The 17,709-nt window shown below is 66.8% G+C and carries 12 protein-coding genes; 6 read left to right on the top strand and 6 right to left on the bottom strand.

All coding sequences use genetic code 11. From position 1 onward, the window contains the following. Positions 1 to 91: 91 nt before the first annotated feature. The 3 genes from ACZK08_RS02410 to ACZK08_RS02400 all read left to right on the top strand — a co-directional run bounded on the left by ACZK08_RS02410 (position 92) and on the right by ACZK08_RS02400 (position 4,071). Positions 92 to 1,219: a PilT/PilU family type 4a pilus ATPase gene (locus tag ACZK08_RS02410; RefSeq protein WP_053516991.1), complete on the top strand. Its 1,128-nt coding sequence runs from the start codon at positions 92 to 94 to the stop codon at positions 1,217 to 1,219. Between the two features lie 91 nt (positions 1,220 to 1,310). Continuing rightward, entirely contained in the window at positions 1,311 to 2,594 is a 1,284-nt protein-coding gene (locus ACZK08_RS02405; RefSeq protein WP_065182510.1) for a putative DNA modification/repair radical SAM protein, read from the top strand. Continuing rightward, positions 2,575 to 4,071, top strand: coding sequence for a UdgX family uracil-DNA binding protein (locus ACZK08_RS02400; protein ID WP_065182511.1), 1,497 nt, complete (start codon positions 2,575 to 2,577; stop codon positions 4,069 to 4,071). Before ACZK08_RS02405 ends, ACZK08_RS02400 begins: the two co-directional genes overlap by 20 nt. Positions 4,072 to 4,103: 32 nt before the next feature. Here ACZK08_RS02400 and maiA read toward each other — a convergent pair whose 3' ends face one another. Continuing rightward, positions 4,104 to 4,772, bottom strand: coding sequence for a maleylacetoacetate isomerase (gene maiA, locus ACZK08_RS02395; protein WP_065182576.1), 669 nt, complete (start codon positions 4,770 to 4,772; stop codon positions 4,104 to 4,106). Positions 4,773 to 4,786: 14 nt separating this feature from the next. Then, positions 4,787 to 5,776 carry a fumarylacetoacetate hydrolase family protein gene (locus ACZK08_RS02390; protein ID WP_065182512.1) on the bottom strand — a complete coding sequence of 330 codons (990 nt, stop codon included), beginning with the start codon at positions 5,774 to 5,776 and terminating at the stop codon, positions 4,787 to 4,789. Between the two features lie 927 nt (positions 5,777 to 6,703). Here ACZK08_RS02390 and ACZK08_RS02385 point away from each other — a divergent pair. Continuing rightward, a complete protein-coding gene (locus ACZK08_RS02385; protein ID WP_065175363.1) occupies positions 6,704 to 8,116 on the top strand; it encodes a DEAD/DEAH box helicase in 1,413 nt (470 codons plus the stop codon). 114 nt (positions 8,117 to 8,230) lie between these two features. Here the strand turns inward: ACZK08_RS02385 and ACZK08_RS02380 are convergent, their stop codons facing one another. Next, the gene (locus ACZK08_RS02380) at positions 8,231 to 10,825 is read right to left on the bottom strand and encodes a M14 family zinc carboxypeptidase (RefSeq protein WP_065182513.1); all 2,595 of its coding nucleotides are present in this window, start codon (positions 10,823 to 10,825) and stop codon (positions 8,231 to 8,233) included. A gap of 73 nt (positions 10,826 to 10,898) precedes the next feature. Continuing rightward, the gene (locus ACZK08_RS02375) at positions 10,899 to 13,538 is read right to left on the bottom strand and encodes a TonB-dependent receptor plug domain-containing protein (RefSeq protein ID WP_065182514.1); all 2,640 of its coding nucleotides are present in this window, start codon (positions 13,536 to 13,538) and stop codon (positions 10,899 to 10,901) included. A 193-nt stretch (positions 13,539 to 13,731) separates the two neighbouring features. On the opposite strand from ACZK08_RS02375, the gene queD reads away from it, so the two are divergent. Together queD and ACZK08_RS02365 are read left to right on the top strand one after the other, a co-directional pair. Next, positions 13,732 to 14,094 (top strand): 6-carboxytetrahydropterin synthase QueD, encoded by a 363-nt coding sequence (gene queD / locus ACZK08_RS02370; RefSeq protein ID WP_053518296.1) that lies wholly within the window; start codon positions 13,732 to 13,734, stop codon positions 14,092 to 14,094. A 115-nt stretch (positions 14,095 to 14,209) separates the two neighbouring features. Beyond that, positions 14,210 to 14,563, top strand: coding sequence for a phasin family protein (locus tag ACZK08_RS02365; protein WP_065182515.1), 354 nt, complete (start codon positions 14,210 to 14,212; stop codon positions 14,561 to 14,563). Between the two features lie 829 nt (positions 14,564 to 15,392). On the opposite strand, the gene ACZK08_RS02360 is transcribed toward ACZK08_RS02365, so the two are convergent. Continuing rightward, entirely contained in the window at positions 15,393 to 16,868 is a 1,476-nt protein-coding gene (locus ACZK08_RS02360; protein WP_053518293.1) for a sensor histidine kinase, read from the bottom strand. Beyond that, positions 16,865 to 17,584, bottom strand: coding sequence for a response regulator transcription factor (locus tag ACZK08_RS02355; RefSeq protein ID WP_065182516.1), 720 nt, complete (start codon positions 17,582 to 17,584; stop codon positions 16,865 to 16,867). The genes ACZK08_RS02360 and ACZK08_RS02355 overlap by 4 nt, the downstream gene beginning before the upstream one ends. Between the last annotated feature and the right edge of the window lie 125 nt (positions 17,585 to 17,709).

Raw genomic sequence — 17,709 nt, 5'->3', positions numbered from 1 at the left:
GGCCGTACCGGTTGTCGGTTCACGGCCATTGTCGTCAAGCCAGCGCCGTGCTTGCAACGGGCGCCGGCAGTTTCGTTGGGGAAAATTCGCGATGGATATCGGCTACTTCCTGAAGCTGATGACCGAAAAGAACGCCTCGGACATGTTCCTGACCACCGGAGCACCGGTCTACATCAAGATCGAGGGGAAGCTTTACCCGCTGGGCAACACCGGCCTGCCGCCCGGCATGGTCAAGAAGATCGCCTATTCGCTGATGGACGAGGGCCAGGTGCCGCAGTTCGAGCGCGAGCTGGAGCTCAACATGGCCATCGCCCTGGCCGATGCCGGCCGTTTCCGGGTGAACGTGTTCAAGCAGCGGGGCGAGGTCGGCATGGTCATCCGCGCCATCCGCAGCCGGATCCCGAGCATCGAGGAGCTGAACCTGCCGCAGGTGCTGAAGGACGTCATCATGACCCCGCGCGGGCTGGTGCTGGTGGTGGGGTCCACCGGTTCCGGCAAATCGACCTCGCTGGCGTCGATGATCGACCATCGCAACAGCACCACGACCGGACACATCCTCACCATCGAGGATCCGATCGAGTACCTGCACAAGCACAAGATGTCCATCGTCAACCAGCGTGAAGTGGGGCTGGACACCCATGCCTTCCACAATGCGCTGAAGAACGCGATGCGCGAGGCACCGGACGTCATCCTGATCGGCGAGATCCTGGATGCCGAGACGATGGAAGCGGCCATCGCCTTCGCCGAGACCGGCCATCTGTGCCTGGCCACGCTGCATTCCAACAATGCCGACCAGACCATCGAGCGGATCCTCAACTTCTTCCCGGAAAGCGCGCACAAGAACGTGCTGATGAACCTGGCGCTGAACCTGCGTGCGGTGATCAGCCAGCGCCTGGTGAAGAACAAGGACGGCCGCCGTCTTCCAGCCACCGAGGTGCTGATCAACACCCCGATGATCCGCGACCTGCTGCGACGCGGCCAGGTGCACGAGATCAAGGCAGCGATGGAAGCCTCGCTGGAAGAAGGCATGGAGAGCTTCGACCAATGCCTGTTCCGGCTCGCCAAGTCCGGCGTGATCGAGCAGGAGGAAGCCTTGCGCGCTGCCGATTCGCGCGACGGCCTGGCGCTGAAGTTCCGCCTCTCCGAAGGCAGCAGCGGCGAGCACGACCCGTACGCCGACTATTCAGCAGGCCAGCCGAGCATCACCCACGGCTTCTGATCCACCCCCGCCGGGCCATGCCCGGCGGCAGATCCTGAAGAGTTCAGGGGCTGTCTCACCCAATGAGACAGCCCCTGCGTAGCGTGCCGCCATGGACACCCTCCGCAAGCTGGCCATTCTTGCCGACGCCGCCAAATACGACGCCTCCTGTGCTTCCAGCGGGTCCGGCAAGCGCGACTCCCGGACCAGCGGTGGCATCGGCAGCACCGAGGGCATGGGCATCTGCCACAGCTACACGCCGGACGGCCGCTGCGTGTCCCTGTTGAAGATCCTGCTCACCAACTTCTGCGTCTACGACTGTGCGTACTGCATCAACCGCGTCTCCAGCAACGTGCCACGCGCGCGTTTCAGTGTGGATGAGGTGGTCGCGCTGACCCTGGACTTCTACAAGCGCAACTACATCGAGGGCCTGTTCCTTTCCAGCGGAATCATCCGCAATGCGGATTACACGATGGAGCGCCTGGTGGAAGTCGCCCGCCGGCTGCGCGAGGAACATCGCTTCGCCGGCTACATCCACCTCAAGACCATTCCCGAAGCATCGCCGGAACTGCTGGCAGCGGCCGGCCGGCACGCCGACCGTCTCTCGATCAATGTCGAACTGCCCACCGAGGCCGGATTGACGAAACTGGCTCCGGAGAAGACCGTCGGCTCGATCCGCGGCGCCATGGGCGAGCTGCGCTGGCGCATCGAGGAGGCCAAGGAGGCCGGCAAGGCATCGCGCGCGATCACCGCGGGCGCGCCGCGCCGGACGCGAGCGAAAGCCCCGCGCTTCGCACCGGCGGGGCAGAGCACGCAGATGATCGTTGGTGCCGATGGCGCCAGCGACAGGCAGATCCTCTGCAGTGCCGACAATCTGTACGGAAGTTACCGGATGCGCCGCGTCTACTACTCGGCCTTCAGCCCCATTCCCGACGCCAGTCTGCAGTTGCCGGTACAGCCGCCGCCACTGCAGCGCGAGCATCGGCTGTACCAGGCAGACTGGCTGCTGCGCTTCTATGGCTACGGCGTGGAAGAGATCACCGACACCGCGCAGGGGGGCATGCTGGATCTGGACATCGATCCGAAGATGGCCTGGGCGATCCGCCATCCCGAGCGCTTCCCGGTCGACCTCAATCGTGCGCCGAAGGAACTGCTGCTGCGGGTTCCCGGGCTCGGCGTACGCAATGTGAAACGCGTGTTGATGGCGCGCCGCCATGGCCGGCTGCGGGTGGCGGACATTGCGAGGCTGAAGGCACCGATGGGCAAGCTGCTGCCGTTCGTGCTGCTGGCTGACCACCAGCCACGCAAGGCGCTGGAGGATCCTGTGGCATTGCGTGCGCGTTTGGCGCCGCCGCCCCGCCAGGGATCGCTGTTCGATGCACCGCCGGCGGCCTGACGCCCAGCGCTGGTCGCTGCGGGTCGATCCCCCATGGTCGCTCGATGCCTGGCGGGGTGCAGCCCGCGAAGCGCTGCTGCGCGGGCTGTCGCCCGAGCAGCTGGACTGGTTGGAAAGCACCGCCGGGTCGTTGCTGGATGCTCCAGCAGCGACCCAGGCCCCGCTTCTGGAAACGCCCTCCGTGCCACATGTGCCGAGTGCGTTCCTTGAGCTGGCCTCCACCTGCCTGTGCCATGCCGATGCGCAGCCGATGCCACTGCTGTACCGGCTGCTGTGGCGGATCGTGCACGGCGAGCGCGCGCTGCTCTCCAATCCAACCGACGCCGATGTGCTGCGCGCGATGACGATGGCGCAGGCGGTCCGCCGCGACACGCACAAGATGAAGGCGTTCGTGCGCTTCCGCGAGATCCCCGGCGAGCAGGATGCCTTCATCGCATGGTTCGAGCCGCAGCATCGGATCGTCGACCGGGTCGCGGCGTTCTTCGCACGCCGCTTCGCTGGCATGCGCTGGGCCATCCTCACCCCCTACCGGAGCGTGCACTGGGATGGCCAGGCGCTGTCCTTCGGCGCTGGCGGGCACCGCGAGCAGGCGCCGGCGGAGGACGCACGCGAGACGCTCTGGCAGACCTACTACGCAAGCATCTTCAATCCCGCACGCCTCAACACGCGGATGATGCAGCAGGAGATGCCTGCCCGGTACTGGCGGCACCTGCCCGAGGCGCAGCTGCTGCCCGGGCTGATCCGCGATGCTGGCGACCGCGTGCAGGCCATGCACGATCGCCCGGCGCAGCCACCCCAGCGGCGGATCCCGTCGCGGCAGGCGACATCCCCGGTCCCCTCACCCTCCAGTGATCTGTCCACCCTGCAGCGCCAGGCAGCGGGCTGCCGGCAGTGCCCCCTGTGGGAGTCCACCACCCAGGTAGTGTTCGGTGAAGGGCCTGGCGATGCACGGGTGATGCTGGTCGGCGAACAGCCGGGCGACACCGAGGACCTGTGCGGACGCCCCTTCGCGGGACCTGCCGGCGCGCTGCTGGACCGTGCCCTCTCCGAGCTGGGTATCGCCCGCTCCGCGCTGTACCTGACCAACGCAGTGAAGCATTTCCACCACGAGAGGCGCGGCAAGGTGCGCCTGCACAAACGTCCGCAGGGCCGCCATGTGCAGGCCTGCCGTCCGTGGCTGCTGGGCGAGATCGAGCGGGTGCGGCCGGAGATCATCGTGTGCCTGGGCGCAACGGCGGCGTCGGCAGTGTTCGGCAGCCATTTCAGCCTGACACGTGATCGCGCCCGTTGGCACACCCTGCCGGATGGCACCCGTGGCTCTGCCACGGTGCATCCCGCATGGGTGTTGCGGCAGGCCGACGAGGTCCGTCGAGAAGACGCCTACCGGCTGTTCCGCGATGACCTGCGGCAGTTGCTCATCGGGGATGCGGAATCCACCGGGCGTCGCCCCGCGCTGCCACCGACCAGCGAGGGGTAGCGCCGGACCATGCCCGGCGATCGCAGCGGCAATCAGGCCGCGTCGACCTGGTTTTCCGGGCGCGCACGCTCGAATGCGTCCAGCGCCTGACAGGCGGTTTCGATGCGGCGCAGGGTCGGATACGGCGACAGATCCAGACCAAAGCGATGTGCGTTGTACACCTGCGGCAGCAGGCAGATGTCGGCCAGGCCGGGCCGGTCGCCATGGCAGAAAGTGCCGGTGTCGCTGCTCCCGGCCAGCAGGGTTTCCAGGGCCGCAAAGCCTTCGGCGATCCACTGCAGCGTCCACTGGGTGCGGACATCGGCGGACACGTGCAGGCTGCGTTCCAGGTACTGCATCACCCGCAGGTTGTTCAGCGGATGGATGTCGCAGGCCACCAGCTGCGCCAGCGCACGCACGCGGGCGCGGCCGGCCGCATCGGCCGGCAGCAGCGGCGTCTGCGGAAAACGTTCGTCCAGATACTCCAGGATCGCCAGCGACTGGGTCAGCACCTGCCCATCGTGCAGCAGGGTCGGCACCCGCTCCTGCGGATTGAGTGCGCGATAGGCTTCGCCGTGCTGTTCACCACCGTCACGCAGCAGATGAACCGGTCGCGCCTCCCAGCGCAGGCCCTTCAGCTCCAGGCCGATGCGCACGCGGTAGGCGGCGCTGGATCGCCAGTAGGTGTACAGCACGATGCCGTCGTCGACCGGGATTTCCATCGCCGCCTCCATCCTCAGGGCCTGGCCGCCTGCTCGATGCGCTGCTCGATCGCACCGAAGATGCTGTTGCCGGCGGCGTCGAACATTTCAATCCGCACCACGTCGCCGAACGACATGAACGGTGTGCTCGGCTTGCCGTCACGCAGGGTTTCCACGGTGCGCTGCTCGGCAAAGCACGACGCGCCCTTGCTAGTGTCCTCGTTGGCGATGGTGCCGGAGCCGACGATGGTCGCCGCGCCGAGCGGCCGGGTCCTGGCCGCATGCGCCACCAGCTGGGCGAAGTTGAACTGCATGTCCACGCCTGCTTCCGGCGCACCGAACCACGCACCATTGATGTGGGTGACCAGCGGCAGGTGCACCTTGTTGTCCTGCCAGGCCTCACCCAGTTCGTCAGGGGTGACGAACACCGGCGACAGTGCCGAGCGCGGCTTGGACTGCAGGAAACCGAAGCCCTTGGCCAGCTCGCCCGGAATCAGGTTGCGCAGCGAAACGTCGTTGACCAGACCCACCAGCTGGATGTGGCCGGCGGCCTGTTCCGGAGTGACCGCCATCGGCACGTCGTCGGTGATGACCACCAGTTCGGCTTCCAGATCGATGCCGTACTCCTCGCTGACCACCTTCACCGCGTCGCGCGGGCCGTAGAAACCGGCACTGGTGGCCTGGTACATCAGCGGGTCGGTGTAGAAGCTTTCCGGAACCTCGGCCCCGCGGGCGCGGCGGACGCGCTCGACGTGCGGCAGGTAGGCGCTGCCATCGACGAATTCATAGGCGCGCGGCAGGGGCGCCGCCAGCGTCTGCGGGTCCAGGTCGAACACGCCATCGGCGTCACCGGCGTTCAGTGATTCGTAGAGCGCGTTCAGGCGCGGTGCGACACGGCTCCAGTCCTCCAGGGCCTGCTGCAGGGTGGCCGCGATGCCGGTGGCGCGGACGCCGTGGCGCAGATCACGCGAGACGACGATCAGGGTGCCGTCGCGGCCGCCTTCCTTCAAAGAACCAAGCTTCATGGGTGGGTGTCCGGAGTCATGGGCAAACAAGTTTCAAGTGTAATCAAATATGGGGCGGCGCCAAGCTGCAGCGCCGCATCGCTCCACCCTACCGTAGCGGGGGTCAGGCAGGGCTGCGCCCTGCACCTGCTTCAAGCCAGGGCAACGTCAATGGCAACAGCCAGCTCTGGGTTGTCTGCGGATTTGGCGGGGCGGTGAGGGCGGGCAGGACACGCCGTAAACCCATCCCTGGGGGCTCGATGGCGCCATCCATGGCGCCAACGGTCCTGCCTGCCCACACCGCCCCACCTTTCACAGTTTCCCGGTGACGGTCGGTAGATCCACGCCAAACGTGGATGAAATCTTCCGGATATCGAAATCCAAACTGGGGTCAGATCCGTTTTCCTGCGGAAAACGGATCTGACCCCCCAAGAGCCCCCCAAGAACCATTCCGCCAGTTCGCAGGAAACTGTCGAAGGCGGGGTGGGTCCGGTTGCGGGAGTGTCCGCGGCATGGATGCCGCGGCCAAGCCCCCAGGGACGGGTTTACGGCGTCTCCCGCAACCGGACCCACCCCGCCTACCTTCAGGAAGCCCGCTTTTGACGTTGACGTTGACGTGGCTTCGGCCTCTGCGGGTGCAGGGCGCAGCCCTGCAGAGAGAACCCTTACCTGAACAGGCCTTTTTGCGTGAAGTCTCAAACATCGTTTAGACTTGCGGAGTCTGCAGCGGCCGTCCGTTTCCCTCCGGGATCGCCGGCGACCAGGGTCCGCCCTCTTCGCCCGCCCCCACTCCGACGCCGTTCGTCACGCATTCCAGCCTGCGCTTCGTGCCGGCTGCACCCAATTCTCGCAGCGCGGTTCACGGGAACGCTCCGAGTCAGCCGATCAGTTTGATCTGCCCCCGTCTGTCCATTCGGACAGGCGTTTCTTGTACTTGGAGCACACTCGATGTCTTTTGAATCGCTGGGCCTGGCGCCCTTCCTGCTGCGTGCGCTGGCCGAGCAGGGCTACGAAAACCCGACCCCGATCCAGCAGCAGGCGATCCCGCTGGCGCTGGCCGGTCGCGACCTGCTGGCCGGCGCACAGACCGGCACCGGCAAGACCGCAGCCTTCGGCCTGCCGCTGCTACAGCATCTGGGCACCGCGCCGCAGGAAGTGCGTGGCGGTGGCCCGCGCAAGCCGCGCGCACTGATCCTGGCCCCGACCCGCGAGCTGGCCACCCAGGTGCATGACAGCCTGCGCGGCTACAGCAAGTATCTGCGCATCCCCAGCGCCTGCATCTACGGCGGCGTCGGCATGGGCAACCAGCTGGACATCCTGCGCCGTGGCGTGGACCTGCTGGTGGCCTGCCCGGGCCGCCTGATCGATCACCTGGAGCGTCGCAGCATCGACCTGTCCGGCATCGAACTGCTGGTGCTGGACGAAGCCGACCGCATGCTGGACATGGGCTTCCTGCCGTCGATCAAGCGCATCCTGGCCAAGCTGCCCAAGCAGAACCGTCAGACCCTGCTGTTCTCGGCCACGTTCGAGGACAACATCCGCCAGCTGGCGCTGGAGTTCATGCGCAACCCGGAACAGATCCAGGTGACGCCGAAGAACACCGTGGCCGAGACCATCACCCATCGCGTGCATCCGGTCGACGCCGGCCGCAAGCGCGACCTGCTGCTGCACCTGCTGGCACAGGACAGCCGTGAGCAGACCCTGGTGTTCGCCCGGACCAAGCACGGCAGCGACAAGCTGGCCGCGTTCCTGGAGAAGTCGGGCATCAAGACCGCGGCGATCCATGGCAACAAGAGCCAGGGCCAGCGCCTGCGTGCGCTGGGTGACTTCAAGGCCGGTCGCGTGACCGTGCTGGTGGCCACCGACATCGCGGCACGCGGCATCGACATCAACGAGCTGCCGAAGGTGATCAACTTCGACCTGCCGATGGTCGCCGAGGATTACGTGCACCGCATCGGCCGCACCGGCCGCAACGGCTCCACCGGCCAGGCGATCTCGCTGGTGGCGCAGGACGAGGTCAAGCTGCTGCGCGCAATCGTGCGCCTGCTCGGACGCGACATGGACATCCGCGATGTGCCGGGCTTCGAACTGCAGGTGCCGATCCGCTGGGGCAACAGTGCGCCGGGCAAGGCCGAGCACGACACCGGCGAGCGCGCCCCGCGCAAGAGCCACGCGCGACGTCCGCACGGCGATGCGCCGCGCCATGCCCACGCCGGCCCGAAGAAGGCCGGTGGTGGCCGTCGTGAGGGTGGTGGCAACGGCCAGCAGCGTGCCGGCGCTGGTCAGGGCCAGCGTCGTGGCGGAGGCGGCAACGGCGGTGGTCGTGGCCGCGGCCAGGGCGGCGGCGGTCGCGCCGGCTGATCCTGACTGACAGGAATGAGGGCGTCCCGCTGCGCGGGAGGCCTTACATCGGGGACGGCGCTGGCGCGCCGTCCCTTTTTTGTTGCCCGCGCATCAATCAAGGCGCCAGACGCCTCACCCGCGTGCTTTCGCCGGATTCGCCAGATTCCCGAAGAAGATCGCATTGATCAGCAGTCGATCCGTGCCATGCCAGTACTTGCGGTGTGCCGGATCATCGGCGAACAGCACCACGTTGCCCTTTCCCTGGGCCGACACCAGCAGCCACGCACTGCCTGCCACCCGCGCACGATTGCGCTCGGACAGGTAACCGTTGACCCGTGGTGACGCGTCGATGCGCACCACCGTCGAGAACGGATTCGCACTCGGCTGCAGCGTCACGCTGTTTTCCTTGTTCACCGCCAGCTGCCGGCCCGGCACGCCGAACGCCAGGGGATGGCTGGTATCTACATCGGCGCTGAGGATGTTGCCGCTCACCCGCTCGATCGCAGCGATGTCGCGCTGGTCACCGAAGGCGCGACGGGATTCGTCGCCGGCCTCTTCGTCCTTGCCGGTCTTCTCGCCATCGGCGAGCTTCTGTTCGATTGCCCACTTCGACGCGCTGCCATAGGTCACCAGTGAGCCGCCGGCCTGCACCCAGCGCTTCAGTGCGGCCACTGCGGTCGCATCGACACTGCTGTAGGTGCCACCGGACAACACGAGCGTGGTGTAGCGATCCAGCGGAACCTTGCCCAGCTGCTGCGGATCCAGCTTGCTGGCCGGCAGGTGCAGGTGCTGGTCCAGCAGGAACCAGGCCGATCCGATCTCGGTGGCCGCCACGCCTTCGCCCATCACCAGCGCCACGGCCGGCTTGCGCAGTGCCTTCACGCCATCGCTGCCGAGATCGATGCCCTCGCGGCTGCGGCCACTCGACAACGCATGCACCTGTACGCCCGAAGCACGTGCCGCCGCGGCCACCGCGTCGAGCAGGGCCGCTCCCTGCAGTGGCTGGCCGGCAACGGGAATGACGATGCTGCCGGCCGCGAAATCCACGTCGCCCTGTGCGGTTCCGGCGGTGAACGGCTGGAATGCAGCGCGCGCGGCCAATCCCCTGCCCTGCAGCTCGGCCAACGCACGGCTGGCGTTGTAGTCACGCCAGTCGATGGCATAGGCGAACCCCGCCTGGCCGCCGACGACCGCGCCCTGCAGCGGCGGCAGCTCGCTCACCTGTGCACCGCCGTCGATGCGGCTGCGGCTGCCGGCGAAGGCCACGCCGTAGGCCGGCGCGATGGCGTAGCTGGTGCTGCCATAGAACACGTCGCCCTTGATCGGCGGCGTCTCGGCGAAGATCGAGTGCACCAGGCGGAACTGCGCCTGCTGCACGGGCACGACATAGGCACTGCCTGCCTGGAAGCGCTTCCCCTCGACGGTGACATCGCGATCCAGCGCGCGTACCTCGATCCGGTGCAGCAGCAGCAGTTCAAGCAGGCGCCGGGTCAACGCCGGATCATGCGCGTCGCCGAACACGAAGGTCTTCTGCGGCTGCTGCGCGGCCTGCTTCAATGCGCTCTGGAAGAAGGTCTTCTGCAGGTCGAACAGGCCACTGCGCTCGGCCACCGCACCGCGCACCGTGCCCAGGCCGGTGGCGACCTGATTGCGGATGGTGAACGGGAAGGTCAGCAGCCCGTTCACCGACTCCTGCACCCGTCCCCGCGAACTGGCCTGCTCGACGGTGACACCGACCGCGCCATGGAAGTCCGGATAGGTCGAGCCATACACCGGCGAGAAGTTGTCGAAGTTCTCCCCCGTGTAGTACAGCGACCCCAGTGCGTCCAGCGCCTGTGCGTGGTACGTGGCCAGCGTCCTGTTGAACTCGTAGGAGGCAGCCGGGATCAACGGGCTGTGCATGCTCTTCGGCGAAGGCTCGAAGTAGTACGTGCTGTCCTTGCCCATCTCGTGGAAGTCGATCTGCACGTTCGGGTACCACTGGTGGAAGGCGGCCACCTTTGGCCGCGAATCCTGCTGGGTCAGCGCCAGCCAGTCGCGGTTGAGATCGGTGAAGTAATGGTTGGTACGGCCCTGCGGGAACGGCTCGACATGCTCTTTGTCGGCCGGATCGGCCGAGGCCGGGTCCGATGCCCAGGCGTTGTGCCAGTTGGCGGCACGGTCGCGTCCGTCCGGATTCTGCGCCGGGTCGAACAGCACTACGGCCTGCTGCAGCCATTGCTGGGTTTCATTGCTGCGATTGGCCACCAGGTAATACGCGGTGAGCATCGCCGCTTCGCCGCTGGAGGTTTCATTGCCGTGCACGCTGTAGCCCAGCCAGACCACCACCGGGCTGTCACCGGCTGCGCTGCGCGGTTGTGCCGGATCGACCAGGGTCGCGTGCTGCTGGCGGATCTGTTCCAACCGCGCCTGGTTGCTGGCCGCGGTGATGGTGGCAATCAGCAGGGGGCGGCCTTCATAGCTGCGTCCAATGTGCTGGACGCGGATCCTGTCCGAATGCCTGGCCAGTTCCTCGAAATAGGCGACCAACTGGTCGTGGCGGGTGTAGCGGCTGCCGATCGGATAGCCGAGGAACTGCTCCGGCGTGGGAATGGCGCTGTCGAACGCGCCGGCCTCGCTGGCCTGCGGGAAGAAATAGGCGCTCTGCGCCTGCGCGGACAACGCGGGGAACACTGCGCTGGCAGCGGCGATCAGCAACGGAAGAACGGCACGGCGGTGGAAGGACACGGTGACTCCCCGGAAACAGGACGGCAGAGGGCAACGTGGCCGGTCACGGCAGGTGACCGGCCACGGCGGTGGATCAGAAGCGGTAGTCGAAGCCCAGCGTGAAGTAGCGACCCCGCAGGTCGTACTGGGTGAAGTCATACGGCGCACGGATGCCCGGGAACGACGCATCGTAGGGCGGCGTCTTGTCACCCAGGTTCTGCACCTTGGCGTACAGGGTCAGGCTGTCGATGCCGGTGTACCCCAGGTACAGGTCGTACTGGCTGTAGCTGCCGACACGCTGCTGCACGGCCTTGGCGGCGGTACTGGCTTCCTGCCGGTAGCTGCTGGTGTAGTACCAGGTCACCGCCGCGTTGAAGTCGCCGTACTTCCAGTCCAGCGTGGTGGTGGCCTTGTCCTTGGGCAGGGTGGCGCCGAGGTTGCTGCCAGCGTAGTCGACCAGGGGCCCGCCGACCACGGTGGGACGGCGGTAGTCACGGACGTGGGTGTAGGCCGAAGACAGGGTGAAATCTCCCAGGCGCGCCGTCGGAATGCGCTGGCGCAGTTCCACGTCGATGCCCGATGTCTTCAGCTCGCTCAGGTTCTGGTAGCGGTTGTAGACGGCCTGCAGCTTGCCGCGCTCATCGCGCTGCACGGCACCGGCGACGTTGTCGTTGATCAGCGTCTGCGTGTTGTTGGTGCCGACCAGGTTGTCGAGCTGGATACGGTAGTAGTCGACACTCAGATTGGTGTTCGCCCACGGTGACAGCACCACGCCGAAGTTCACGCTCTTGGTGCGCTCCGGCTTCAGGTCACTGTTGCCCACGGTGAAGAACGTCGGGCTCTGCCGCGAGCCCGGCACATCCGGGTCGCGCGGATCGACCACGCTGCCGTAGGAGATGCTGGTGCTGTTGGAGTTCTCCGACAGCGAGGGCGCACGGAAGCCCTTCGAGGCCGACGCGCGCACCAGCAGGAAGTCCAGCGGTTGCCAGCGCAGTCCGAGCTTCGGCGAGAACGCATCGCCGAAGTCATCGTAGTGATCGGCACGCGCAGCGGCGGACAGTTCCAGGGTCGAGGCCAGCGGCACGTTCACTTCCGCGTACGCAGCGCTGACCTGGCGCTCGCCGTGCACCTCGGCGATGGCCGGACGCACCTGCAGGCCGGCATCGATCTGCCAGGGGTTGTTCGAATCGAGCTTCTCGCGGCGCCACTCGGCGCCAGCGGCAAAGCCGATGTCACCGGCCCAGGTGCGGCCCAGGCTGCCCGAGATCTTCGCATCGACACCCTGCAGCTTCGATTCGGCCGGACGCAGCGTGGCGATGTTGATCGCATCACGCACCGACTGCGGGGTGGCCGCCGGGTCGAGCAGATTGTAGCTGCCGCTGGCCAGCGCATCGGCCAGCGCCCAGCGGTTGGCGAAGCCGCCCGAGACGGTCTCACGCTCGCTGCTGCGCGCACCGAACGCCGCCACTTCCCAGTCCCAGTTGGCGGTGGTGCCGCGCAGGCCGAACACGCCGCGATAGGCGGTGGAGCGGTTGGTCTTGATGGTGCCGCCGAGATCGAAGAACGTGTACTCGATTGGCACGGCACGCCCGTAGGGATTGTACGGATTGCCCGCCGGCAGCTGCGACGACACCGGCTCGGCCAGGCCGGTCTCGGCATTCAGGGCGAAGCGGCCGCTTTCCAGGGTGAAGAACGGGCTGCTGCCGAACCAGGCCGCGCTCTTGATCTGGCTGTACAGCACTTCACCGAACGCTTCGACGTTGTCGCCCAGGCGGAAGGTGCCGTTGGCATAGGCCTGGTAGCGCTTCGTGGATGGAATCAGCGTGGTGTACGGCGCTTGGTTGAAGCCGCAGGTGTCGCCAGCCAGGCCGTCGATCGGAGCGCTCGCAACGCGCGTGGTCCCGGTGGGGCAGTTGCCGTTGGCGTCGAGCATCGGCACCGACACGCCATTGATCAGATAGCGCGCACCCTTGGCTGACCAGCCGTTCCAGCGCCCACCCGGCAGGTCGGTGTAGATGCCGCTCTTGGTCAGATCGCGCTCGTCCTGGTCCAGGCGGTCGCGGTTGTAGCCCTGCAGACTGAACAGGATGTTGTAGCCATCGCTGTCCAGATCACCGAGGCCACCCACGAACTTCAGGTTCTGCTCGCGCAGGCCCCCTTGGTCGGCGCCTCCGAAGCTGCCACCGATCTCGGCACCTTCGAAGTTCTGGCGGGTGATGATGTTGACCACGCCGGCCACGGCATCGGAGCCATACACGGCCGAAGCACCATCCTTGAGCACTTCGATGCGCTCGACCGCAACCAGCGGCAGGGCATTGAGGTCGACGAAGGTATCGGACAGGCCACCGGCCGGGAAGCCGTAGTTCGCCACGCGACGGCCGTTGAGCAGCACCAGCGTGTTCTTCGGTGACAGGCCGCGCAGGCCGATGCTGGCCGAGCCGGAGGCCCAGCCGTTGTTGGTGGTCTCGTTGTTGGCATTGCCGGTGTTGGCGGAGATCGAGCGCAGCACATCGGCGACGGTGGCCTTGCCGGTCTGTTCCAGCTGCTGGCGGCCGATTACCTGCACCGGATTGGACGCCTCGGTATCGGCTCGCTTGATGTTGGAACCGGTGACGCGGACGGCGGCCAGGGTACTGGCTTCGCCACTGGCGGCAGCGGTGGTTTCGGCGGCGGCGGACAATGGCGCGGCCAGAGCGGCGGCCAGGGCCGCCACGAGCAGGGTGTGCTGGGGCATGACGATGTGTGGGGTGGTGGTAGGGCGACGAAGTTCCGCAGTAATCCATGACTGGCCGGGGTCCGACCAATAACATCTCTTCATACGGATATAAGAGAAGCTAACATCTCTTCATCCGGATGGAAATAGTCACTCCGCTTCGGGGCCGGCGCGATCCCGGTCGGATGCGACAGCAGCGGCGTACAATCCGCTCATGGAAATCTTCAAAGTCTTCATGCTTGAGGCGGCCCACCGCCTCCCGAACGTACCGCCGGGGCACAAGTGCGCGCGCCTGCATGGCCACTCCTTCCGGGTGGAACTGAAGGTCGAGGGCGAACCCGGCGCGCAGACCGGCTGGATCATGGATTTCGGGGACGTGAAGGCGGCCTTCCAGCCGATCTACGAACGCCTGGACCATCACTACCTCAATGACATCCCCGGCCTGGAAAACCCGACCAGCGAGAACCTGGCGGTGTGGATCTGGAACGAACTCAAGCCCGCGCTGCCGGCGCTGAGCGAGATCACGGTCCACGAGACCTGCACCTCCGGCTGCCGGTACCGGGGCCCCGGCACCTGAACAACTCATTGATATCTAAAGGTTTCTAAAGGCGCCTTGGGCGCCTTTATGATTTTTGTTGCAATGCGGCATCATCGGCGTATGCTGCAACGCATCAAGTCCTTTCCTGACGCCCATGACCGCCGCCTTCAGCGATCGCTTCAGTGATGCCACCCGCCAGCTGGCCGCCGCCGCAACGCGCGCGAACCGGTTGGCGCTGGAGAACGCTGAAAGCATGTTCGGCGTGCAGCTGAAGGCACTGGAACGCAACCTGACCGCGACCGGCGGCTGGCTCGGCGAGCTGGCGCGAAGCGAAGATCCGGCCGGATTGCTGTCGCAGGGCGCTCAGCTGTGGCAGGACAACCTGCAGCGGTTTGGGCAGGCCCAGCAGGACGTGGTCGGTTTTGGCCTGCTGGCTGGACGCTCCTGGTCCGAGCTGGTGCAGGGATACAACGAATCAACAGCGGACGCGACCGGCCACACGCCCTGACGCGACGCTTTCGCTCATTGCATGGGTCCCTCCCCCCATGCAATCCGGACCCGGCAGATCCCTCCCTCTGCCGGGTCTTTTTTTATTCCTCGCCTGCGTGCAGATGCGCGTCTTCGCCCGAGCAGATCGCGAGCGCAAAGGCGCTCGCGTCGGCCCGCAGCATGTGGGCAAATGTCCCCGGCGCATTTTCGCACCTCTGCGCACCGATAACCCCTGCACGCCGGGTGGATGCCCTTGCGTGCGAAGTAAAGGAGGAGGTGACGGCCACCGGCCGCCGCCGGGGGACATTCGCACGCAAGGACATCCACCCGGCGCCACAGGAAAGACGAACACACGCACAGGCAGCCTCAACCCGAGCGATCCCATGCCAGCGCGGGTACCACACCCGGACGTGCCCCACCTGCCTGCCAGGCACGGTGCCGTCATCCGCACACCGCTGCGTGCCGATAACCCCTCAACGCCGGGTGGATGCCCTTGCGTGCGAAGTAAAGGAGGAGGTGACGGCCACCGGCCGGCGCCGGGGGACATTCGCACGCAAGGGCATCCGCCCGGCGCCACAGGAAAAACGAACACACGCACAGGCAGCCTCAACCGAGCGATCCCATGCCAGTGCGGATACCACACCCGGACGTGTCCCACCTGCCCACCAGCACGGTGCCGTCATCCGCACACCGCTGCGTGCCGATAACCCCTCAACGCCGGTTGGATGCCCTTACACCGGCCGGCGCCGGGGGACATTCGCACGCAAGGGCATCCACCCGGCGCCACACGGAAAAACGCACATACCTGCGCGAAGGGGCAAACACCGCCACCCGGAAACCAGCTGCGCCTAGGCCACCGCCGCCGACTCCGCCCGCGGCAGCTCGAACACGAACGTCGCCCCTGCCTCACTGTCGCGCAGCGCGATGCTGCGGCCATGCAGCTGCACGATACGCTGCACGATCAGCAGCCCCAGGCCACCGTTCTCGCCCCGTCGCGCCCCCAACGCAGCAGGCGCCTGGAACAGCTGCGCACGCACCGCAGCAGCAACGCCGGGACCGTCATCAGAGACGATCACCTCCACGCTGTCAGCCACCGCGCGCAGCCGCACCTCGATCCGCCCTCCCTCCGGCGCATGGCGCAGGGCGTTGTCGAGCAGGTTGGTCAGCACCCGCTCCACCAGACCCAGGTCCGCACGTACCAGCGGCAACCCCTGCGGGAAATCCGCGTGCAACTGCTGGCCGCGCGCCTGCGCCGCCAGCTCGAACTTCTGCAGCACGTCCTGCAGCAGCTCGGGCAGCGCGAACACCTCCCACTCCAGCCGCACCTCGCCGTGTTCCAGGCGTGCCAGCTCGAACAGCGCGCGCGCCAATCGCCCGACCTTCGCACTCTGCGCCAGGGCAATACCCAGATAGCGCCGGCGCTCCTCCGGCGACAGCGTCGCGTCCTTCAACGCCATCGTCTCAAGGTAGCCATGCAGTGAAGACAGCGGCGTGCGCAGATCGTGCGAAATGTTGGCCACCAGCTCGCGCCGCTGCAGGTCCTGCTGGCGCAGCTGCTGCCACTGCTCCCCCAACCGCTGCGCCATCTGCGCATGCGCATGTTCGAGGATGACCAGTTCATCGCGCTCGCCCGGCCGCAGCGGGCCGGGCGGCGGCAGCGGCGTCGGCGCATCGATGTCGAATGCCTGGATGCGACGTGTCAGGCGGCGCAGCGGCCGGGTCACCCAGTAGAACGCCACCAGCCCGGCCAGCAGGCCCAGGCTGCCCACCAGCATCACCGACCACAAGGTCGTGTTCCACTGGTTGCTGGCGGCGAGGTCGTCGGCGAGCATCTGCCGGTGCTCGCCCACCAGCACCACGTAGACGTAGCCGGCCTGCCGCCCCTGCACCACCAGCGGCGCCACGCTGAACACCTTGCGACCCTCGCTACTGCGCGGATCGTCGCCCAGGATCGGCAGCGGCGCGCCCGCCAGCAGCCGGCGCAGCGGTGCCACGTCCACGCGGTTGCGCATCAGGTGCCCGCTGGGTGCGTCGTGGCCGAGAATGCGACCCTGGTCGTCCAGCAGGTACACCTCGACGCTGGGGTTGACCGCCATCAGTTGCCCGAACAGCGCACGCACCGCCGCATCGCGCATGCCGCTGGTATCCATCAGCTCACTGCGCTGCGCGATGTGCTCGGCCAGCCCCAGCGACAGCCGCTGCACGACTTCCTGCTCGTGCCGTGTGTTCGAGCGCATCTGCAGCGCCAGCAGCGCCATGCAGCACGTCAGCATCAGCGCCGCGATCACCGCGGCCAGCTTCTGCCACAGGTTCGGCCGGATCATGCCGCCGCTCCGGCCGGGTCCACCAGCTTGTAGCCCCGGCCCCAGACCGTCAGCAACCGCCGCGGGTTGGCCGGATCGGTTTCGATCTTGCTGCGCAGGCGGTTGATATGGGTATTGACCGTATGCTCATAGCCATCGTGCTGGTAGCCCCAGACCTGGTTGAGCAGTTCCATCCGCGCGAACACCTGGCCGGGATGGCGCGCGAAGAACAGCAGCAGGTCGAACTCGCGCGGCGTCAGTTCCAGCGGCCTGCCATCCACGTCGGCAGTACGCGCGACCGGATCCAGCTGCAGTCCTCCCAGCTCGATGGCGCCGGCATCGATGCGCGCGTTCTGCGCCATGGCCTCGGCGCGACGCAGCAGGGCACGCACGCGCGCGACCAGCTCCGGCATGGAGAATGGCTTGGCCAGATAATCGTCGGCGCCGAGTTCCAGGCCGACGATACGCTGGGTTTCGCTGCCGCGTGCACTGATGATGATGATCGGGACATAGCGCGCCATCGCCCGTGCGCGCTGGCAGACCTGCAGGCCATCGACACCGGGCAGCATCACGTCCAGCACCAGCGCGTCCCACGGGCCTTCCTGTTCGAGCAGGCGCAGCCCGCCATCACCGCTGTCGGCGTGGGCGACCTCATACCCCTCATCGCCCAGGTGCATGCGCAGCAGGTCGGCGATGTGGGCATCGTCTTCAACGATCAGGACACGTTTCGGGGACATCGGCAGCTCGGGCCAGGGGGGAGGCTGAGCGCATTGTGGCGCGGGATCGCCGCCGATACCTCACGAAAAATTGAATCCTGCGTGAGGATTCGTTGACCGGAGCAGGCGCAGCATGGCCCCGTCGC

It is taken from the genome of Stenotrophomonas sp. 112478_Sma, from assembly GCF_056479905.1.
This window is presented reverse-complemented; position numbering and strand designations above follow the sequence as displayed.

Bases quoted from the DNA above. Each gene is read 5' to 3' on its own strand.
- maiA (WP_065182576.1), bottom strand. From the start codon at position 4,772: ATGGAAATCCCGGTCGACGACGGCATCGTGCTGTACACCTACTGGCGA.
- ACZK08_RS02375 (WP_065182514.1), bottom strand. From the start codon at position 13,538: ATGCCCCAGCACACCCTGCTCGTGGCGGCCCTGGCCGCCGCTCTGGCC.
- ACZK08_RS02405 (WP_065182510.1), top strand. From the start codon at position 1,311: ATGGACACCCTCCGCAAGCTGGCCATTCTTGCCGACGCCGCCAAATAC.
- ACZK08_RS02355 (WP_065182516.1), bottom strand. From the start codon at position 17,584: ATGTCCCCGAAACGTGTCCTGATCGTTGAAGACGATGCCCACATCGCC.
- ACZK08_RS02400 (WP_065182511.1), top strand. From the start codon at position 2,575: ATGCACCGCCGGCGGCCTGACGCCCAGCGCTGGTCGCTGCGGGTCGAT.
- queD (WP_053518296.1), top strand. From the start codon at position 13,732: ATGGAAATCTTCAAAGTCTTCATGCTTGAGGCGGCCCACCGCCTCCCG.
- ACZK08_RS02390 (WP_065182512.1), bottom strand. From the start codon at position 5,776: ATGAAGCTTGGTTCTTTGAAGGAAGGCGGCCGCGACGGCACCCTGATC.
- ACZK08_RS02385 (WP_065175363.1), top strand. From the start codon at position 6,704: ATGTCTTTTGAATCGCTGGGCCTGGCGCCCTTCCTGCTGCGTGCGCTG.
- ACZK08_RS02365 (WP_065182515.1), top strand. From the start codon at position 14,210: ATGACCGCCGCCTTCAGCGATCGCTTCAGTGATGCCACCCGCCAGCTG.
- ACZK08_RS02360 (WP_053518293.1), bottom strand. From the start codon at position 16,868: ATGATCCGGCCGAACCTGTGGCAGAAGCTGGCCGCGGTGATCGCGGCG.
- ACZK08_RS02410 (WP_053516991.1), top strand. From the start codon at position 92: ATGGATATCGGCTACTTCCTGAAGCTGATGACCGAAAAGAACGCCTCG.